This window comes from Streptomyces sp. NPDC002324 (genome assembly GCF_053593335.1).
This window is the reverse complement of record NZ_JBSFCF010000024.1, coordinates 107,774-124,368: the sequence shown is the minus strand read 5'-3', so window position 1 is coordinate 124,368 and position 16,595 is coordinate 107,774. Positions and strand designations below refer to the sequence as shown.

Sequence of the window (16,595 nt, the reverse complement as noted above, 5' to 3'; positions counted from 1 at the left end):
GTCCACGAGGCGACGGCGAACCCGCACGACGCGGCGGACCCGCCGGACCTCCGCGGTCCTCCAAGAAGTCCTTGCAGAGGAAGGTCATCCATGAGCAGCGTGACGTTCGAGACCCAACGGGCGGCCCTGGCCGACGTGGTGGCGATCCCGGTGACTCCGTTCGCCGAGGACGGCACCGTCGACCAGGGTGCCCACCGGGCCCTGTTGCGCCGGCTGCTCGACGGAGGGATCACCACCCTCACCCCGAACGGAAACACCGGCGAGTTCTACGCCCTCACCCCTGAAGAGCGGCGTCTGGTCACCGAGTTGACGATGGACGAGGCCGGCGACCGGGCCGTGATCCTGGTCGGGGTCGGCCACGACGTACCCACCGCCGTGGCCTCCGCCGAGCACGCCCGCGAGATCGGGGCGCAGATGGTGATGGTCCATCAGCCGGTGCACCCGTACGTGTCGCAGGACGGCTGGGTCGACTACCACCGGGCGATCGCCGAGGCCGTGCCCGAGCTGGGCGTCGTGCCCTACATCCGCAACGCGCAGCTCACCGGCGAACGGCTCGCCCGGCTCGCCGACACCTGTCCCAACGTGGTCGGGGTCAAGTACGCCGTGCCGGACGCCGCGCGCTTCGCGGCCTTCGCCCGCGACGCAGGCCTGGAGCGCTTCGTCTGGGTGGCGGGGCTCGCCGAGCCGTACGCACCCTCCTACTTCTCGGCCGGCGCCACCGGCTTCACGTCGGGCCTGGTGAACGTCGCCCCGGCCGTCTCGCTGAACATGATCGAAGCGCTGCGGTCCGGTGACTTCCCGGGTGCCATGAAGATCTGGGAGCAGATCCGCCGCTTCGAGGAACTGCGCGCCGCCAACGGCTCCGCCAACAACGTCACCGTCGTCAAGGAGGCCCTCGCCTCCCTCGGACTGTGCCGCCGCGACGTCCGGGCCCCCAGCAGGCACCTGCCCGAGGACGAACGCGCCGAGGTCGCCGCCATCGCCGCCGGGTGGTCGATATGAAGCAGGAGCAGCACACGAAGAGGCCGGAGGAACTCCGGAGCCACCAGTGGTACGGCACGGACGGGCTGCGCTCCTTCAGCCACCGCGCCCGCACCCGTCAGCTCGGCTATCTCCCCGAGGAGCACCTCGGCAAGCCGGTCATCGCGATCCTCAACACCTGGTCCGACATCAACCCCTGTCATGTGCACCTCCGGGATCGCGCCCAGGCGGTCAAGCGTGGTGTGTGGCAGGCGGGCGGCTTCCCGCTGGAGTTCCCGGTCTCGACCCTCTCCGAGACCTTCCAGAAGCCGACCCCCATGCTCTACCGCAACATGCTCGCGATGGAGACGGAGGAGCTGCTTCGCTCCTACCCGGTCGACGGGGCCGTGCTGATGGGCGGCTGCGACAAGTCGACCCCGGCGCTGCTGATGGGCGCGGCGAGCGTCGACCTCCCGGCCGTCTTCGTGCCCGCCGGGCCGATGCTGCCGGGCCACTGGCGCAACGAGGTCCTCGGCTCCGGCACCGACATGTGGAAGTACTGGGACGACAAGCGCGCCGGGCTCATCGGCGACTGCGAGATGACCGAGCTGGAGTCCGGTCTCGCGCGCTCCCCGGGCCACTGCATGACGATGGGTACGGCTTCCACGCTCACCGCCGCCGCCGAGGCGCTCGGTGTCACGGTGCCGGGCGCGTCCAGCATCCCGGCCGTCGACTCGGGCCACGACCGCATGGCGGCCGCCGCCGGCCTCAGGATCGTCGAACTGGTCCACAAGGACCGCAAGCTGAACGACATCCTCACCGCCGACGCCTTCGAGGACGCCGTCACCACCGTCCTCGGACTCGGCGGCTCCACCAACGCCGTCATCCATCTCATCGCCATGGCCGGCCGCGCGGGTGTGAAGCTGACCCTCGACGACTTCGACCGCGTCGCCCGTACCGTCCCGGTGCTCGCCAACGTCCGGCCCGGCGGCCAGAAGTACCTGATGGAGGACTTCCACTTCGCGGGAGGCCTCCCCGGGTTCCTGTCCCGGATCACCGACCTGCTCCACCTGGACCGGCCGACCGTCTCGTTCGACACGATGCGCGAGCAGCTCGACGGCGCGCTCGTGCACGACGACGACGTGATCCGCACCCGTGACAACCCGGTCGCCACGGAGGGCGGCGTCGCCGTCCTGCGCGGCAACCTCTGCCCGGACGGTGCGGTCATCAAGCACATCTCCGCCGAACCGCACCTGCTCAGGCACACCGGCCCGGCGGTCGTCTTCGACGACTACCGCACGATGCAGCGCACGATCAACGACCCGTCCCTCGGCATCACCGCCGACAGCGTGCTGGTGCTGCGCAACTCCGGGCCCAAGGGCGGACCGGGCATGCCCGAGTACGGGATGCTGCCCATCCCCGACCACCTGCTGAAGCAGGGCGTACGGGACATGGTGCGGATCTCCGACGCCCGGATGAGCGGCACGAGCTACGGCGCCTGCGCCCTGCACGTGGCACCGGAGTCGTACGTCGGCGGGCCCCTCGCCCTCGTGCGCACCGGCGACTCGATCACCCTGGACGTCGAGGCGCGGGCTCTGCAACTCAACGTGGACGAAGAGGAGTTGGAGCGCCGACGGGCGGACTGGACCCCACCGCCCACCCGTTACGAGCGCGGCTACGGCGCCCTCTACAACGACCAGATCACCCAGGCGGACACCGGCTGCGACTTCGAGTTCCTGGCCAGACCGGGCAAGGTCCCGGACCCCTACGCGGGCTGAGCGCGCTGTAGGGGGCGGGGAACTGCGCGACCAGCCACAACGCACCCGCACCCGCGAACGCACCACAAGTGGCACCCCGTACCGCGCACCCGAGCACCCCATGCCCATCGAGAAAGCGCTTCCTGCACCACGACGCACCAGACGCACCAGACGCACCAAGACGCACCACGACGTACCCAGAAACGGAGCCCCAGTCATGGCCCAAGCCGCAGCCGTGGCGAAACCGCCCGCGCCACCCCGGCGGAGCCGTGCGCGCCGTGCCTCCGCGACACCGCGCAGGCTGCCCTACCTGCTGATCGCCCCGGCAGCCCTGCTCATGCTGGGCTTCATCGCCTACCCGGTCATCAGCGTCTTCTACTACAGCCTGCAGCACTACAACCCCACCAAGCCCTGGCGGAACGGCTTCGCCGGCTTCGACAACTTCGTCCACGCCTTCACCGAGGACCCCCTCTTCTGGGACACCCTCGTCTTCAGCGCCAAGTGGGTGGTCGTCGAGGTCTCGCTGCAGCTGCTGTTCGGCCTGGCACTCGCGCTCATCGTCAACCAGACCTTCGTCGGCCGGGCCGTCGGCCGGGCCCTGGTCTTCTCGCCCTGGGCCGTCTCCGGCGTGCTGACCTCCGCGATCTGGGTGCTCCTCTACAACTCCCAGACGGGCATCACCCGTTACCTCGCGGACATGGGCATCGGCGAGTACGGCACCAGCTGGCTCTCCGACACCTCCACCGTCTTCTCGGCGGCGGTCGTCGCCGACCTGTGGCGCGGTGTCCCCTTCTTCGCGATCCTCATCCTCGCCGACCTCCAGTCCGTCTCGAAGGACCTGTACGAGGCCGCCGAGGTCGACGGCGCCAGCCGGGTCCGGCAGTTCCTGCACATCACGCTGCCGCACCTGAAGGACGCGATCATCCTCTCCACGCTGCTGCGCGCGGTGTGGGAGTTCAACAACGTCGACCTCCTCTACACCCTGACCGGCGGCGGACCGGCGGGGGAGACCACGACACTCCCCCTCTACATCGCCAACACCTCGGTCGACGCCCACAACTTCGGTTACGCGTCCGCCCTGACCACGGTCGCGTTCGTGATCCTGCTCTTCTGCTCGATGGTCTATCTGCGGCTCAGCAAGTTCGGAGGCGAGTCCAAGTGATCACCAAGGACGCCGAGAGGACCGTACCGGTGACGTCCGCGCCCGCGGCCGAGGAGCCCCCGCAGCGCCCGCACAAGGTCCGCCGCGCCTGGGACGAGGTGCCGCGCTGGCAGATCTACCTGCCGCTGGGGATCTACCTCGTCTTCACCCTCGTCCCCTTCTACTGGATCCTGCTCTTCGCGCTGCGCAAGCCCGGCTCGACCTCGCTCGTGCCGTGGCCGGTGACGTTCGAGCACTTCGAGAAGGTGTGGAACGAGCGCAGCTTCGGGGTCTACTTCCAGAACAGCGTGCTCGTCGGTGTCGTCACCCTGCTGATGACCACGCTCGTCGCCCTGGCCGGCGGCTACGCCCTCGCCCGCTTCGACTTCAAGATCAAGCGCGGGTTCATGCTGGCGCTGCTGTGCTCCCAGTTCGTCCCGGGCGCACTGCTCCTCGTCCCGCTGTTCCAGATCTTCGCCGAGCTGCGGATGATCAACTCGCTCGGCAGTGTCATCCTCGCCGAGACGGTCTTCCAGCTGCCGCTGTCGATCATCCTGATCAGCAACTTCATCAAGAACGTGCCGTACACGCTGGAGGAAGCGGCCTGGGTGGACGGCTGCAACCGCTTCACCGCGTTCCGGGTGGTCGTGCTGCCGCTGCTGCGGCCCGGCCTGATCGCCGTCGGCTCCTTCGCCTTCGTGCACTCCTGGAACCACTTCCTGTTCGCCCTGATGTTCCTCAGCAACCAGGACAAGCAGACGATCCCGGTCGGCCTCAACACCCTGCTCAGCGCGGACAGCGTGGACCTCGGCGCGCTGGCGGCCGGCGGCATCATCGCCGCCGTCCCGGTGGTCATCGTCTTCGCCTTCATCCAGAAGTGGCTGATCACGGGCTTCAGCGCCGGGGCGGTGAAGGGATGACCGCACGCCGCAGAGCGGCGCAGCTCCTCGCCCTCGCCGGGGTGCTGGGCGCCACGCTCACCACCCCGGCCGGGGCCGAGGCCCGGGACATCGGCCGGGACACGCTCGCGACGGACGACGGCTGGGCGGCCGCCGACGGTGGTACCACGGGGGGTTCCACCGCAGACGACGCCCATGTCTTCACCGTCCGGACCCGGAGCGAGCTGGTCCGGGCCCTGGACGGCGGCAGTGCCACCCCGAAGATCATCCGGATCGCGGGGACCGTCGACGCCAACACCGACGACGACGGGGACCGGCTCGACTGCGCCGACTACGCGACCGACGGCTACGACCTGAAGAGGTACCTGGCCGCGTACGACCCGCGCAGCTGGGGCTCCGCCAAGCCCGCCGGACCCCAGGAGGAGGCCCGTCAGGCGTCGGCGGCGAAGCAGGCCGAACGGGTCGAGCTGGCCGTCGGCCCCAACACCACTCTCGTCGGCCTCAAGGGGGCCGTCCTGAAGGGCGCGAGCCTCCAGCTCAAGGGCGTGGACAACGTCATCGTCCGCGACCTCGAACTCCGCGACGCCTACGACTGCTTCCCCGTCTGGCAGCCCAACACCGGCGGACTCGGCGACTGGAAGACGGCGTACGACAACATCTGGGTGCGCGGCTCCAGCCATGTCTGGATCGACCACGTCACGATCTCCGACCAGGGGCACTCCGACGAGGACGAGCCGACGTACTTCGGCCGCAACCACCTTCGCCACGACGGTCTGCTCGACATCACCAACGCCTCCGACCTGGTCACCGTCTCCTGGAGCCGCTTCGCCGACCACGACAAGGCCATCCTGATCGGCAACGGGGACACGGCCACCGGCGACCGGGGCAGGCTGCGGGTGACGCTGCACCACAACGAGTTCGAGAACGTCGTGCAGCGCGCGCCGCGCGTCCGCTTCGGCCAGGTGCACCTCTACAACAACCGCTACGTCGTCCCGGCCGACGCCCACGACTTCCGCTACTCCGTCGGCGTCTCCACCGAGTCCGCCGTGTACGCCGAGAACAACGCCTTCACCACCCCCGGCCACATCGAGGCCGCCGACCTGGTCAAGAGCTGGAACGGCACCGCCCTGCACCAGACGGGCACCCTCTTCAACGGCTATCCGGTGGATCTCCTGGCCATCCACAACGCCTACAACTCCGGCAGCGAGCGTGATCTCACGGCCGACGTCGGCTGGACGCCTACCCTGCACCAAAAGATCGACAGCGCCGGGAGGGCCGACCGAGAGGTGGCCCGCGGCGCGGGCGCAGGGAGGATCCGATGACCCCGATGAACCGTGAGACCACCGCCTACGACACCCCGTTGCCGCTCGTCCTCGCGGGCGCCCGCGGTCACGGCCGCTGGCACCTGGAGAACATCCGGCGGCTGCAGGACAAGGGGATCGTCCGGCTCGCCGGGATCTGCGAGCTGACCCCGCTGGGCGCGGACGAGATCCCGGACGGTCTCGGCACACCCGAGCAGTCCGCCGACTTCGGGGCGCTCCTCGACGCGACGGGCGCCGCGATCGCGGTGATCTGCACCCCGATCCCGACCCACACCGACCTGGCCCTGACGGCGGCCCGGCGGGGCGTGCACGTGCTGCTGGAGAAGCCGCCGGCCCCGTCGTACGCCGAGTTCCGCCGCATGGCGGACGGGGTCGCGGACGCCGGCACGGTCTGCCAGATCGGCTTCCAGTCGCTGGGCTCGCACGCCCTGCCCGCCATCCGCAAGATGGTCGCGGAGGGCCTGATCGGCGAGGTCGTCGGCATCGGCGGAGCCGGTGCCTGGGCGCGCGCCGAGGCGTACTACCGGCGGGCGCCCTGGGCCGGCAAGCGTCGCCTGAACGGCGTGGACGTGATCGACGGGGCGCTCACCAACCCCCTCGCGCACGCCGTCGCCACCGGGCTCGCGCTCGCCGGCGCGGGCCGCGCCGAGGACGTCACCGGCATCGAGACCGAGCTGCTGCGCGCCAACGACATCGAGTCCGACGACACCTCGTGCGTGCGGGTCACCACCGCCGACGGCGGCCGGATCACCGTCGCCGCCACCCTGTGCGCGGAGGACCCGGACGAGCCGTACAACGTCGTCCACGGCACCAGCGGCCGGATCACCTTCTGGTACAAGCAGGACCGCGTGCTGGTCCAGCGGGCCGGGCACGGCCCGGAGGAGATCGAGTACGACCGCACGGACCTGCTGGAGAACCTCGTCGACCACCTCGTCGACGGCACCGAGCTGCTGGTCCCGCCGGCGGTGACCGGCGCGTTCATGAAGGTCGTCGAGGCGATCCGGGTCGCGCCGGACCCGGTCGCGCTCCCGGCCGGCGCCTGGCACCGGCTGCCCGACGAGGACCGCCGGGTCGTCGACGGCATCGACGGCCTGGTCGCGGCCGCCGCCGACAACCTCGCCCTCTACTCCGAACTCGGCGCCTCCTGGGCGCTGCCCGAAGCACCGGCGAAAGAGGTGAGCACATGATGACCGACGCATCCCTCGTCCTGCGGGTGGCGGGCCGTCCGGTGGGCCGCTACCTCACCCGGCCCGAACTGCCGGAACGGCACTCGCCCCGCCCCTTTCTGCACCCCGTCACCACCCTGTCCGGTACGGCGGTCACCGAACTGAGCCCCGCCGACCACACCCACCACCTCGGCGTCGGTGTCGCCGTTCCCGACGTCGAGGGGCACAACTTCTGGGGCGGACGCACCTACGTCCGCGACCGGGGCCCGACCGAACTCGCCAACCACGGCTCCCAGCGCCACACCGCCTTCCAGCTGCGGGACCCCGACGGCTTCGTCGAGGAACTGCGCTGGGTGGCGTCCCCCGGAGAGCTGCTGCGCGAACGCCGTACGGTCGCGGCCACCGAACTCACCGAATCCGCCTGGGCGCTGGACTTCACCTTCTCCCTCACCAACACCACCGACGCCCCGGTCTCGATCGGCAGCCCCGCCACCAACGGCCGCCCCGGCGCCGCGTACGGCGGCTTCTTCTGGCGGGCCCGCAAGGAAGCCGCCGCACCCCGCGTCTTCACCGCCGACGCGGAGGGCGAGTCGGCGGTCCACGGGCACCGCGCCGACTGGCTCGCCCTGGCCGGAAGCAACTGGACGCTCGTCTTCGCGGGGGCCACCGACACCACCCGCCGCGACCCGTGGTTCGTGCGCGCCGAGGAGTACCCGGGAGTCGGCTCCTCCCTCGCCCACAGCGAGCGCCTTCCGATCGGGCCGGGCGAGACCGCCGTACGCCGGGTCGTCACCGTCGTCGCCGACGGCATCCTCGACCGGGGCGAGGCCGCTGCCCTCGCGCGGAAGGCGGTGAACGCATGAGCGGCCTGTCCGCCGCCACTGCCGGCGCCGGCACCGCGTCCGCCGGCACCGCGTCCGCCGCCTTCTGCGCCGACCAGGGCGACGGCACCTACCGCAACCCGGTCCTCGACGCCGACTGGTCCGACCCCGACGTGCTGTGCGTGGGCGACGACTTCTATCTGACGGCCTCCAGCTTCGGCCGGGCCCCGGGCCTTCCCCTGCTCCACTCCCGGGACCTGGTCAACTGGACGCTCGTCGGCCACGCGCTCGAACTCCTGGAACCGGCGGCCGAGTTCAGGGTCCCGCGTCACGACTGCGGGGTGTGGGCACCCTCGCTGCGGCACTTCGACGACCGGTTCTGGATCTTCTGGGGCGACCCGGACCAGGGCATCTTCCAGGTCAACGCCCCCGGAATCCGAGGCCCGTGGACCCGGCCGCACCTGGTCAAGGAGGGCAAGGGACTCATCGACCCCTGCCCGCTGTGGGACGAGGAGACCGGCGAGGCGTACCTCGTGCACGCCTGGGCCAGGTCCCGCTCCGGGATCAAGAACCGGCTCACCGGGCACCGCATGCGGCCGGACGGCACCGGACTGCTCGACGAGGGCAAGGTCGTCGTCGACGCGGACCGGCTCCCCGGCTGGTTCACCCTGGAGGGGCCCAAGCTCTACCGCAACGACGGCTGGTACTGGATCTTCGCCCCCGCCGGGGGTGTGGAGACCGGCTGGCAGGGCGTCTTCCGCTCCCGCGAATTCTTCGGCCCGTACGAGGAACACATCGCCCTGGAGCAGAAGGACACCGAGGTCAACGGGCCGCACCAGGGCGGCTGGGTGCGTACGGCGGCCGGCGAGGACTGGTTCCTGCACTTCCAGCAGCGCGGCGCGTACGGCAGGGTCGTCCACCTCCAGCCGATGCGCTGGGATGCCGCGGGCGGCTGGCCGGTGATCGGCGACGACGGCGCCCCGGTCGCCGTCCACCGCAAGCCGGCGCTGCCGGCACAGCCGCCGGCCGCGCCCGCGACCGACGACGACTTCCCCGGCGGCCGCTTCGGACGCCAGTGGCAGTGGACCGCGAACCCTCAGGACGGCTGGGCCACCCAGCACTCCGGGGACGGACTGCGGCTCACGTGCGTGCGCTCCGTGCACGCGCACGACCTGCGGAAACTGGCGAATGTGCTCACACAGCGGCTGCCGGGGATCCCGGCCGTCATCGAGGTGGAGCTGAGGCTCGACAGCGAGGAACCGGGGGCGCGGGCGGGGCTCGCCGTGCTCGGGGACGCGTTCCGCTGGATCGGACTCCAGCGGGGGGCCGACGGGACCGTGCACCTCGTCCACCGGTTCGCCGAGACCGTGGCGGACCGGGAACGGGACGCCGGCCATCCCCGCCCGGCGCCGGAGGGACGGGTCCGGCTGCGGATCGAGACCGCCGCCGGGGCCCGCTGCCGCTTCTCCTACGACCTGGGGGAGGGATGGCAGTCCTCGGGACAGGTCTTCGCCGCCACCCCCTGGCGCTGGGTCGGCGCCCTGCTCGGCCTCTTCGCGGTCGCGCCCACCGGCGGCGGACACGCCGGAGCGGCCACGTTCACCCAGTTCCGGATCACCGCCACACGCGCCACGACCGCCTGACCCCCAGACTTCGTACGCCTGTTGGGAGCCGCAATGACGCACCTCCGTAGCAAGCGCTTGCCGCATCGAGGGAGAGCCTTAACCGCCGTCACCGCCCTGATCGCCTCGTTCCTGGTCGGCGCGTTCACCCCGGCGGAGGCCGCACAGCCCGCCGAGGCCGCCTCCACCACGGCGAAACCCCGCTGGAGCGACCGGCCGCACGGCTTCGCCTCCCTCGACGGCGGCACCACGGGGGGCGCCGGCGGCAAGGTCGTGACCGTCACCGACCAGGCCTCGCTGATGCGGTACGCCTCCGCCGAGGAGCCCTACGTCATCCGCGTGGCCGGGACGATCGACGTGGCGCCCTTCGGCTCGGACATCGCCGTGACCTCGAACAAGACGATCATCGGCGTCGGCGGCACCGGCGAGATCGTCCACGGCGAACTGCACCTCGGCCCCGGGACCGGCAACGTCATCATCCGCAACCTGACGATCCGGGACTCCTACGTCGAGGGCGACTGGGACGGCAAGACCACCGACTTCGACGCGATCCAGATGGACACCGTCGACCACGTCTGGATCGACCACAACCGCTTCGAGCACATGGGCGACGGGCTGCTCGACATCCGCAAGGACAGCCGGTACATCACGGTCTCCCACAACCAGTTCAGGAACCACAACAAGGCCCTCGGCATCGGCTGGACCACCAATGTCCAAACCGAGATCACCATCGACCACAACTGGTTCACCGGCACCAAACAGCGCAACCCCTCCGCCGACAACTGCGCCTACGCGCACCTCTACAACAACTACCTCTCGGCGCAGGTGGCCGACGGCGACCCCGTGTGGACGTACGGGAACTGGTCGCGCGGCCGGACGAAGATGGTCATCGAGAACAGCTACTACGACGGCGTCCAGCACCCCTACCAGGCCGACGCCACCGCCGAGTTGGTGCAGCGCGGGTCGATCCTGAAGAACGTCGGCGGACGGCAGGACGCCTGGGGCGCCGCCTTCGACCCCAGGGACTTCTACCGCTACCGGCTCGACCCTGCCGCCGCCGTCCCCGCGCTGGTCACCCGGTTCTCCGGCCCGCAGAAGACACTCGGCACGAACACCGTGCTGAACGTCCCCGCCGACCACGCGACCGTGCAGGCCGCCGTCGACGCCGTGCCCGCCGGCAACGACGGCACGGTCACGATCAGCATCGCGCCCGGCACCTACCGGGCCAAGGTCCTGATCCCCGCGAACAAGCCGAACCTGGTGCTGCGGGGGACTGGACAGGACCGCTCGGACACCGTCATCGTCTTCGACACGCCCGCCGCGAACGGCGGCTCCAACGGCAGCGCCACCGTGCGGATCCTCGCCAGTGACGTCACCGCCCGCAACCTCACCTTCAGCAACGACTTCGACGAGGCCGCCAACGAGGTGAACGGCGAGCAGGCGCTCGCGATGAAGACCACCGGCGACCGGATCGTCTTCGAGAACACGGCCTTCCTGGGCAACCAGGACACCCTGATGACGGACAGTCCCAAGCTCGACGTCGTCAGCCGGGTCTACATCCGCGACTCGTACATCGAGGGCGATGTCGACTTCATCTACGGCCGGGCCACGACGGTGATCGAGCGCTCCCTGATCAAGGCGCTCAGCCGGGGCTCGGACAGCAACAACGGCTACATCACGGCCGCCTCCACCTGGAAGGACAACCCCTACGGCTTCCTGATCACCCGGTCGAAGGTCGTCAGTGACGCGCCCGCCGGGACCTTCCACCTCGGCCGGCCCTGGCACCCGGGCGGCGAGCCGGACGCCGTCGCCCAGGTGCTCTTCCGGGACACCGAACTGCCCGCCGCGGTCAAGTCGTCGCCGTGGACCGACATGAGCGGCTTCTCGTGGAAGGACGCGCGGTTCACGGAGTACCGGACGTACGGGCCCGGGGCCGGCGTGAGCGCCGACCGGCCGCAGCTCGACGCCTCCCGGGCGTCGGCCCACACGGTCACCACCTACCTCGCGGGGACGGACGGCTGGGCGCCGCACAGCCGGCGCGCCGGCCACTGAGTCCGCTTCCGGGGACAGCACAGACCCCCCACAACTTCATAACCCTCGTATCCAGCAGAAGAGAGCCGTTCCATGAAGATCAGCAACCGCAGAAGCAGGCGCGCCGCCGTGGCCGTCGCCCTGGGATCCGTCCTCGCGCTGACCGCCACCGCCTGCGGTGACGACGGCAGCGGCGCGGGCGGCGACAAGGGCTCCGAGGGCAGCGGCAAGGGCAAGGTCCTCTTCTGGGACAACAACGGCGGTGTCCGCACCGACATCTGGAAGGAGATCATCGCCGACTTCGAGAAGGCCAACCCGGACATCGAGGTCGAGTACGTCGGGATCGCCTCCACCGAGTACCAGTCCAAGGTCGACACCGCCATCCAGGGCGGCGGCCTGCCGGACGTCGGCGGTGTCGGCGCGGCCATGGCCGCCGGGTTCGCGGCCCAGAACACCCTGGAGCCGCTCGACGACCGGCTCGCCAAGTCCTCCCTGAACGGCAAGCTCAACGAGGCGATGGTCGAGTCGCTGAAGTCCGCCGGCGGCGGTGACGCCCTCTACTCGATCCCGACCTCCGCCAACAACGGTGTCCTCTACTACCGCACCGACCTGTTCAAGAAGGCGGGCCTGGACGCGCCGACCGACTGGGACAAGTTCTACGCGGCCGCCGAGAAGCTCACGAACAAGGGCAAGAACGAGTTCGGCTACACCATCCGTGGTGGCGCCGGTTCCATCGCGCAGGCGCTGGACGCGATGTACGGGCAGTCCGGGATCACCTCGTTCTGGGACGCGAGCGGTGAGAAGAGCACCGTCAACGACCCGAAGAACGTGAAGGCTCTGGAGAAGTACGTCGGCCTCTACAAGAAGGTCACGCCGGCCGCCGACCTCAACAACGACTTCACCAAGATGGTCGCCCAGTTCGACTCCGGCACCATCGGCATGCTCAACCACAACCTGGGCTCCTACCAGGACCACGTGAAGGCGTTCGGCGTCGACAAGTTCCGGGGCATCCCGCAGCCGACCGGCTCCGACGGCAAGCGGGTCCAGGTCTCCAACCCGGTCGACGGGCTCGGGCTGTTCAAGAGCTCGAAGAACAAGGAGGCCGCCTGGAAGTTCATCGAGTTCGCCACCTCGCACGAGGAGAACTCCAAGTTCAACAAGTCGGCGGGGCAGGTGCCGTCGAACAACGACGCCGCCAAGGACAGCTGGATCTCCGAGGCCGAGCCGACCAAGCTCGCCGCCGCCGCGCTGACCGACGGATCCACCACCATCGTGCAGCTGCCGTACTACCTGCCCGACTGGAACACGATCTCCAAGACCGACAACGAGCCGGCCTTCCAGAAGGTGATGGACGGCCAGACCAGCGCGAAGGAGTTCCTGGACGCCCTGGCCGACCAGCTGAACAAGGCGCAGGCCGAATGGAACGAGCAGAAGGGCTGACCCTTTGCCGGTAGGCCGGTCTCCCCGGCCACCGGTTCGTACTCGGCCGGTCGCGCAGTTCCCCGCGCCCCAGATCGGGGCGCGGGGCCTACTGGAAAGGCACCCGCACGTGTCACTCACCCGTAGACAGGTCACCACCGCGGCGCTCGCCGCCGTTCCGCTCGCCGTCGCCGCCACGGGGCCCGCGTCCGCCGCGGCCGCGTCCCGCGGGGCGCGCCGGGAACGCACCCTCTACATCGCCGGCGACTCCACCGCCGCGCAGAAGTACGCCGACGCCGCCCCCGAAACGGGGTGGGGCATGGCGCTTCCGTTCTTCCTCCGCTCCGGGCTGAAGGTCTCCAACCACGCGGTGAACGGCCGTAGTTCGAAGAGTTTCATCGACGAGGGGCGACTGGACGTCATCCTCGACGCCATCGGTCACGGAGACCTGCTCGTCATCCAGTTCGGGCACAACGACTCCAAGATCGCGGACCCCACGCGCTACACCGAGCCGTGGACGACCTATCAGGACCATCTGCGCCGGTACATCGACGGCGCACGGGCCCGGGGGGCCCGGCCGGTGCTCGCGACCTCCGTCGAACGCAGGAAGTTCGACGCGGCGGGCACCGCGCTGCCCACCCACGGCGAGTATCCGGCGGCGGCGATCGCGCTCGCCGCGCAGGAGGGTGTCCCGCTCCTCGACATCCAGGCGCTGTCCATCGCGCTGTGGCAGAGGCTCGGCGTCGAGGAGACCAAGAAGTACTTCAACTGGACCGCGACCGAGCAGGACAACACCCACTTCAACCCGCCGGGAGCCATCGCCGTGGCGCGGCTGGTCGCCTCCGAGCTGCTGCGGCGCCGGGTCCTGTCGCGGCTCGACCTGCGCCGGCTGACCGAGGCGATCCCCGACTCCTGGATCACCTGGCCCCAGGCATAGCTCCCCGCGCGCGGCTTTCGCGCGCCCTTGAAGACCCCCCTTTGCTTCGAAAGGAACCACATCCATGCGTCCTCGTATCTGGCATGCCCACGTCATGACCTCCGTCATCGGCTGCACCGCCCTCGTCCTCGGCGTCACGGGCACCGGTGTCGCCCAGGCCCAGGGACGCGACCTCGGCCGGCAGGTCCTCGGCGCGGGTGACGGCTGGGGCTCGGCCGAAGGCGGCACCACCGGTGGCTCGACGGCCGACGCCGGCCATGTCTACACCGTCACCACCTGGGCCGAGTTCAAGGCCGCGCTGCGGGACGGCGGTGACGCGCCGAAGATCATCAAGGTCAAGGGCATGATCGACGCCGTCTCCGAGGGATGCGAGGCCTTCGTCACCGGCGGCTACGACCTCCAGCAGTACCTCAAGGACTACGACCCGGCCGTGTACGGCAACGACCAGGTCGCCAAGGGCCCGCAGGAGGACGCGCGGGTCGCCTCCGCCGCCCGCCAGGACTCGGAGATCAAGGCCAACATCCCGAGCAACACCACCATCGTCGGCGTCGGCAAGCACTCCGGCATCCTCGGCGGCAGCATCCAGATCAAGGGCGTCTCCAACGTCATCATGCGCAACCTCACCATCGAGGCGCCGCTCGACTGCTTCCCCAAGTGGGACCCCACCGACGACAACAACACCGGCAACTGGAACTCCGAGTACGACGCCGTGGTCGTCTACGGCACCGACCACGTGTGGCTCGACCACAACACGTTCACCGACGGGCGCTACCCCGACAGCGAGCGGCCGGTCTACTTCGGCAAGGTCTTCCAGCAGCACGACGGGCTGACGGACATCGTGCGCGGCGCCAACCACGTGACCGTGTCCTGGAACCGCTTCCAGGACCACGACAAGAACATGCTGATCGGCAACAGCGACAGCACCGCCACCACCGACTCCGGCAAGCTCAAGGTCACCATGCACCACAACCGCTTCGACGGGATCCTCCAGCGCTCCCCGCGCGTGCGGTTCGGCCAGGTCGACGTCTACAACAACCACTACGTGGTCGGCGAGGCGCAGAAGTCCGACTACTACATCTTCGGCGTCGGCATCCGCTCGCAGCTCCACGCCAGCGACAACGCGATCACACTGCCGGCGGGCGCGAGCGTCGGCAAGGCCCTGAAGAAGTGGAACGAGTCCCCGCTCACGGCCCAGAACAACTACGTCAACGGCAAGCCGACGGACCTGATCGCCGTCCACAACGCCGAGATCCCCACGGAGATCCTGCAGTCCGGCGCCGGGTGGACGCCCACCCTGCGCACCAAGGTCGACTCCCCGCGTGCCGTGCCGGGCATCGTCGGGAACGGCGCGGGTGCCGGGAAGGTGTGCTGATGGGAGGCTCCGGCCGCGGGGTCGGCAGACGGTCCCTCCTGACCGCCGGCCTCGGCACCACCCTCGCCCTCACCCTCACAACCCCCGCCCGAGCCGCCCATGGTCGCCGCGTCTTCGGCCGGTACGGATCGCCCGCCGCCCGGCTCGACGCGCGGACCCTGTACGTGGACGCCGCCGGTGCCGGTGACTTCACCACCGTCCAGGCCGCGGTGACCGCGGCTGGGGGTACCTCCCAGGCGTTCAGCACTGGGGGAGGTAGCGGGTACACGCTGGTCGTCGCGCCGGGCGTGTACCGCGAGACCGTCGCCGTCAGTGTCGCCCGTACCGGGATGACCTGGATCGGAGCCTCCGGGAACGCCCGGGACGTGGTGGTCGTGTACGACAACGCGGCCGGTACGCCGAAGCCGGGCGGCGGCACCTACGGCACCACCGGGTCCGCCACGACCCTGGTGCAGGCCGAGGGGTTCACCGCGCGGGACATCACCTTCGCCAACGACTGGCTGCGCGCCGATCATCCTGAGATCAGCGGCACGCAGGCCGTCGCGATCAAGGTGCAGGGCGACCGGGCGGCGTTCCTGCGGTGCCGGTTCCTCGGACATCAGGACACGCTGTACGCCGACTCGATGGCCCTCGGCACCTTCGCGCGGCAGTACTTCCGCGACTGCTACGCCGAAGGGGACGTGGACTTCGTCTTCGGGCGGGCCACGGCCGTGTTCGAGCGCTGCCACTTCCACACGCTGACCAGGACCGATCTGGGGTCAGCCCCGTACGGGTTCGTGTTCGCGCCCTCCACCGCGGGCGCCAACCCGCGCGGCTACCTCGTCACCGGCGGCCGGATCACCAGCGAGGCCCCGGACGCCTACTACAAGCTGGCCCGCCCCTGGGTGCCCAGTTCGGACACCACCGCCCGGCCCATGCTCACCGTGCGCGAGACCCGCCTCGGGCGGGGGATCGACGCGGTCGCCCCGTACACGAACATGTCGGCCGGCTTTCCCTGGCAGGACCAGCGGTTCGCCGAGTACCGGAACACCGGGCCGGGCGCCCTCGTCTCCGTCCCCGAGAACCGGCCCCAGCTCACGCGCGAGGAAGCCGCGTCGGCGACCCGCGAGGCGTACCTCGGCGACTGGACCCCGTGGGAGAGGTGCTGA

At 70.2% G+C, this 16,595-nt stretch carries 13 protein-coding genes; all 13 read left to right on the top strand.

Annotation, left to right across the window (positions count from 1 at the left end):
* Positions 1-90 precede the first annotated feature (90 nt).
* The 13 genes from ACWCRJ_RS28150 to ACWCRJ_RS28090 all read left to right on the top strand — a co-directional run bounded on the left by ACWCRJ_RS28150 (position 91) and on the right by ACWCRJ_RS28090 (position 16,595).
* A complete protein-coding gene (locus tag ACWCRJ_RS28150) occupies positions 91-1,002 on the top strand; it encodes a dihydrodipicolinate synthase family protein (RefSeq protein ID WP_450941928.1) in 912 nt (303 codons plus the stop codon).
* Entirely contained in the window at positions 999-2,738 is a 1,740-nt protein-coding gene (gene araD, locus ACWCRJ_RS28145) for an L-arabinonate dehydratase (RefSeq protein WP_450941927.1), read from the top strand. The genes ACWCRJ_RS28150 and araD overlap by 4 nt, the downstream gene beginning before the upstream one ends.
* Before the next feature lie 196 nt (positions 2,739-2,934).
* A complete protein-coding gene (locus ACWCRJ_RS28140; RefSeq protein WP_046917896.1) occupies positions 2,935-3,879 on the top strand; it encodes a carbohydrate ABC transporter permease in 945 nt (314 codons plus the stop codon).
* Positions 3,876-4,778, top strand: coding sequence for a carbohydrate ABC transporter permease (locus ACWCRJ_RS28135; protein ID WP_450941926.1), 903 nt, complete (start codon positions 3,876-3,878; stop codon positions 4,776-4,778). The genes ACWCRJ_RS28140 and ACWCRJ_RS28135 overlap by 4 nt, the downstream gene beginning before the upstream one ends.
* On the top strand, positions 4,775-6,079 hold the full coding sequence (locus tag ACWCRJ_RS28130; protein ID WP_450941925.1) for a pectate lyase family protein: 1,305 nt from the start codon (positions 4,775-4,777) through the stop codon (positions 6,077-6,079). The genes ACWCRJ_RS28135 and ACWCRJ_RS28130 overlap by 4 nt, the downstream gene beginning before the upstream one ends.
* Positions 6,076-7,266 (top strand): Gfo/Idh/MocA family protein, encoded by a 1,191-nt coding sequence (locus tag ACWCRJ_RS28125; RefSeq protein ID WP_450941924.1) that lies wholly within the window; start codon positions 6,076-6,078, stop codon positions 7,264-7,266. The genes ACWCRJ_RS28130 and ACWCRJ_RS28125 overlap by 4 nt, the downstream gene beginning before the upstream one ends.
* Positions 7,263-8,108, top strand: a complete 846-nt coding sequence (locus ACWCRJ_RS28120) for a DUF6807 domain-containing protein (protein ID WP_450941923.1) — start codon at positions 7,263-7,265, stop codon at positions 8,106-8,108. The genes ACWCRJ_RS28125 and ACWCRJ_RS28120 overlap by 4 nt, the downstream gene beginning before the upstream one ends.
* Positions 8,105-9,709, top strand: coding sequence for a family 43 glycosylhydrolase (locus ACWCRJ_RS28115; RefSeq protein ID WP_450941922.1), 1,605 nt, complete (start codon positions 8,105-8,107; stop codon positions 9,707-9,709). The genes ACWCRJ_RS28120 and ACWCRJ_RS28115 overlap by 4 nt, the downstream gene beginning before the upstream one ends.
* Before the next feature lie 33 nt (positions 9,710-9,742).
* The gene (locus tag ACWCRJ_RS28110; protein ID WP_450941921.1) at positions 9,743-11,740 is read left to right on the top strand and encodes a pectinesterase family protein; all 1,998 of its coding nucleotides are present in this window, start codon (positions 9,743-9,745) and stop codon (positions 11,738-11,740) included.
* 72 nt (positions 11,741-11,812) lie between these two features.
* On the top strand, positions 11,813-13,159 hold the full coding sequence (locus ACWCRJ_RS28105; protein WP_381198643.1) for an ABC transporter substrate-binding protein: 1,347 nt from the start codon (positions 11,813-11,815) through the stop codon (positions 13,157-13,159).
* A 109-nt stretch (positions 13,160-13,268) separates the two neighbouring features.
* Positions 13,269-14,075 carry a rhamnogalacturonan acetylesterase gene (locus ACWCRJ_RS28100; RefSeq protein WP_450941920.1) on the top strand — a complete coding sequence of 269 codons (807 nt, stop codon included), beginning with the start codon at positions 13,269-13,271 and terminating at the stop codon, positions 14,073-14,075.
* Positions 14,076-14,139: 64 nt separating this feature from the next.
* Entirely contained in the window at positions 14,140-15,447 is a 1,308-nt protein-coding gene (locus ACWCRJ_RS28095; RefSeq protein ID WP_450941919.1) for a pectate lyase family protein, read from the top strand.
* Positions 15,447-16,595 (top strand): pectinesterase family protein, encoded by a 1,149-nt coding sequence (locus ACWCRJ_RS28090; protein ID WP_450941918.1) that lies wholly within the window; start codon positions 15,447-15,449, stop codon positions 16,593-16,595. The genes ACWCRJ_RS28095 and ACWCRJ_RS28090 overlap by 1 nt, the downstream gene beginning before the upstream one ends.

Bases quoted from the DNA above. Each gene is read 5' to 3' on its own strand.
- ACWCRJ_RS28150 (WP_450941928.1), top strand. From the start codon at position 91: ATGAGCAGCGTGACGTTCGAGACCCAACGGGCGGCCCTGGCCGACGTG.
- araD (WP_450941927.1), top strand. From the start codon at position 999: ATGAAGCAGGAGCAGCACACGAAGAGGCCGGAGGAACTCCGGAGCCAC.
- ACWCRJ_RS28140 (WP_046917896.1), top strand. From the start codon at position 2,935: ATGGCCCAAGCCGCAGCCGTGGCGAAACCGCCCGCGCCACCCCGGCGG.
- ACWCRJ_RS28130 (WP_450941925.1), top strand. From the start codon at position 4,775: ATGACCGCACGCCGCAGAGCGGCGCAGCTCCTCGCCCTCGCCGGGGTG.
- ACWCRJ_RS28125 (WP_450941924.1), top strand. From the start codon at position 6,076: ATGACCCCGATGAACCGTGAGACCACCGCCTACGACACCCCGTTGCCG.
- ACWCRJ_RS28120 (WP_450941923.1), top strand. From the start codon at position 7,263: ATGATGACCGACGCATCCCTCGTCCTGCGGGTGGCGGGCCGTCCGGTG.
- ACWCRJ_RS28115 (WP_450941922.1), top strand. From the start codon at position 8,105: ATGAGCGGCCTGTCCGCCGCCACTGCCGGCGCCGGCACCGCGTCCGCC.
- ACWCRJ_RS28110 (WP_450941921.1), top strand. From the start codon at position 9,743: ATGACGCACCTCCGTAGCAAGCGCTTGCCGCATCGAGGGAGAGCCTTA.
- ACWCRJ_RS28105 (WP_381198643.1), top strand. From the start codon at position 11,813: ATGAAGATCAGCAACCGCAGAAGCAGGCGCGCCGCCGTGGCCGTCGCC.
- ACWCRJ_RS28095 (WP_450941919.1), top strand. From the start codon at position 14,140: ATGCGTCCTCGTATCTGGCATGCCCACGTCATGACCTCCGTCATCGGC.
- ACWCRJ_RS28090 (WP_450941918.1), top strand. From the start codon at position 15,447: ATGGGAGGCTCCGGCCGCGGGGTCGGCAGACGGTCCCTCCTGACCGCC.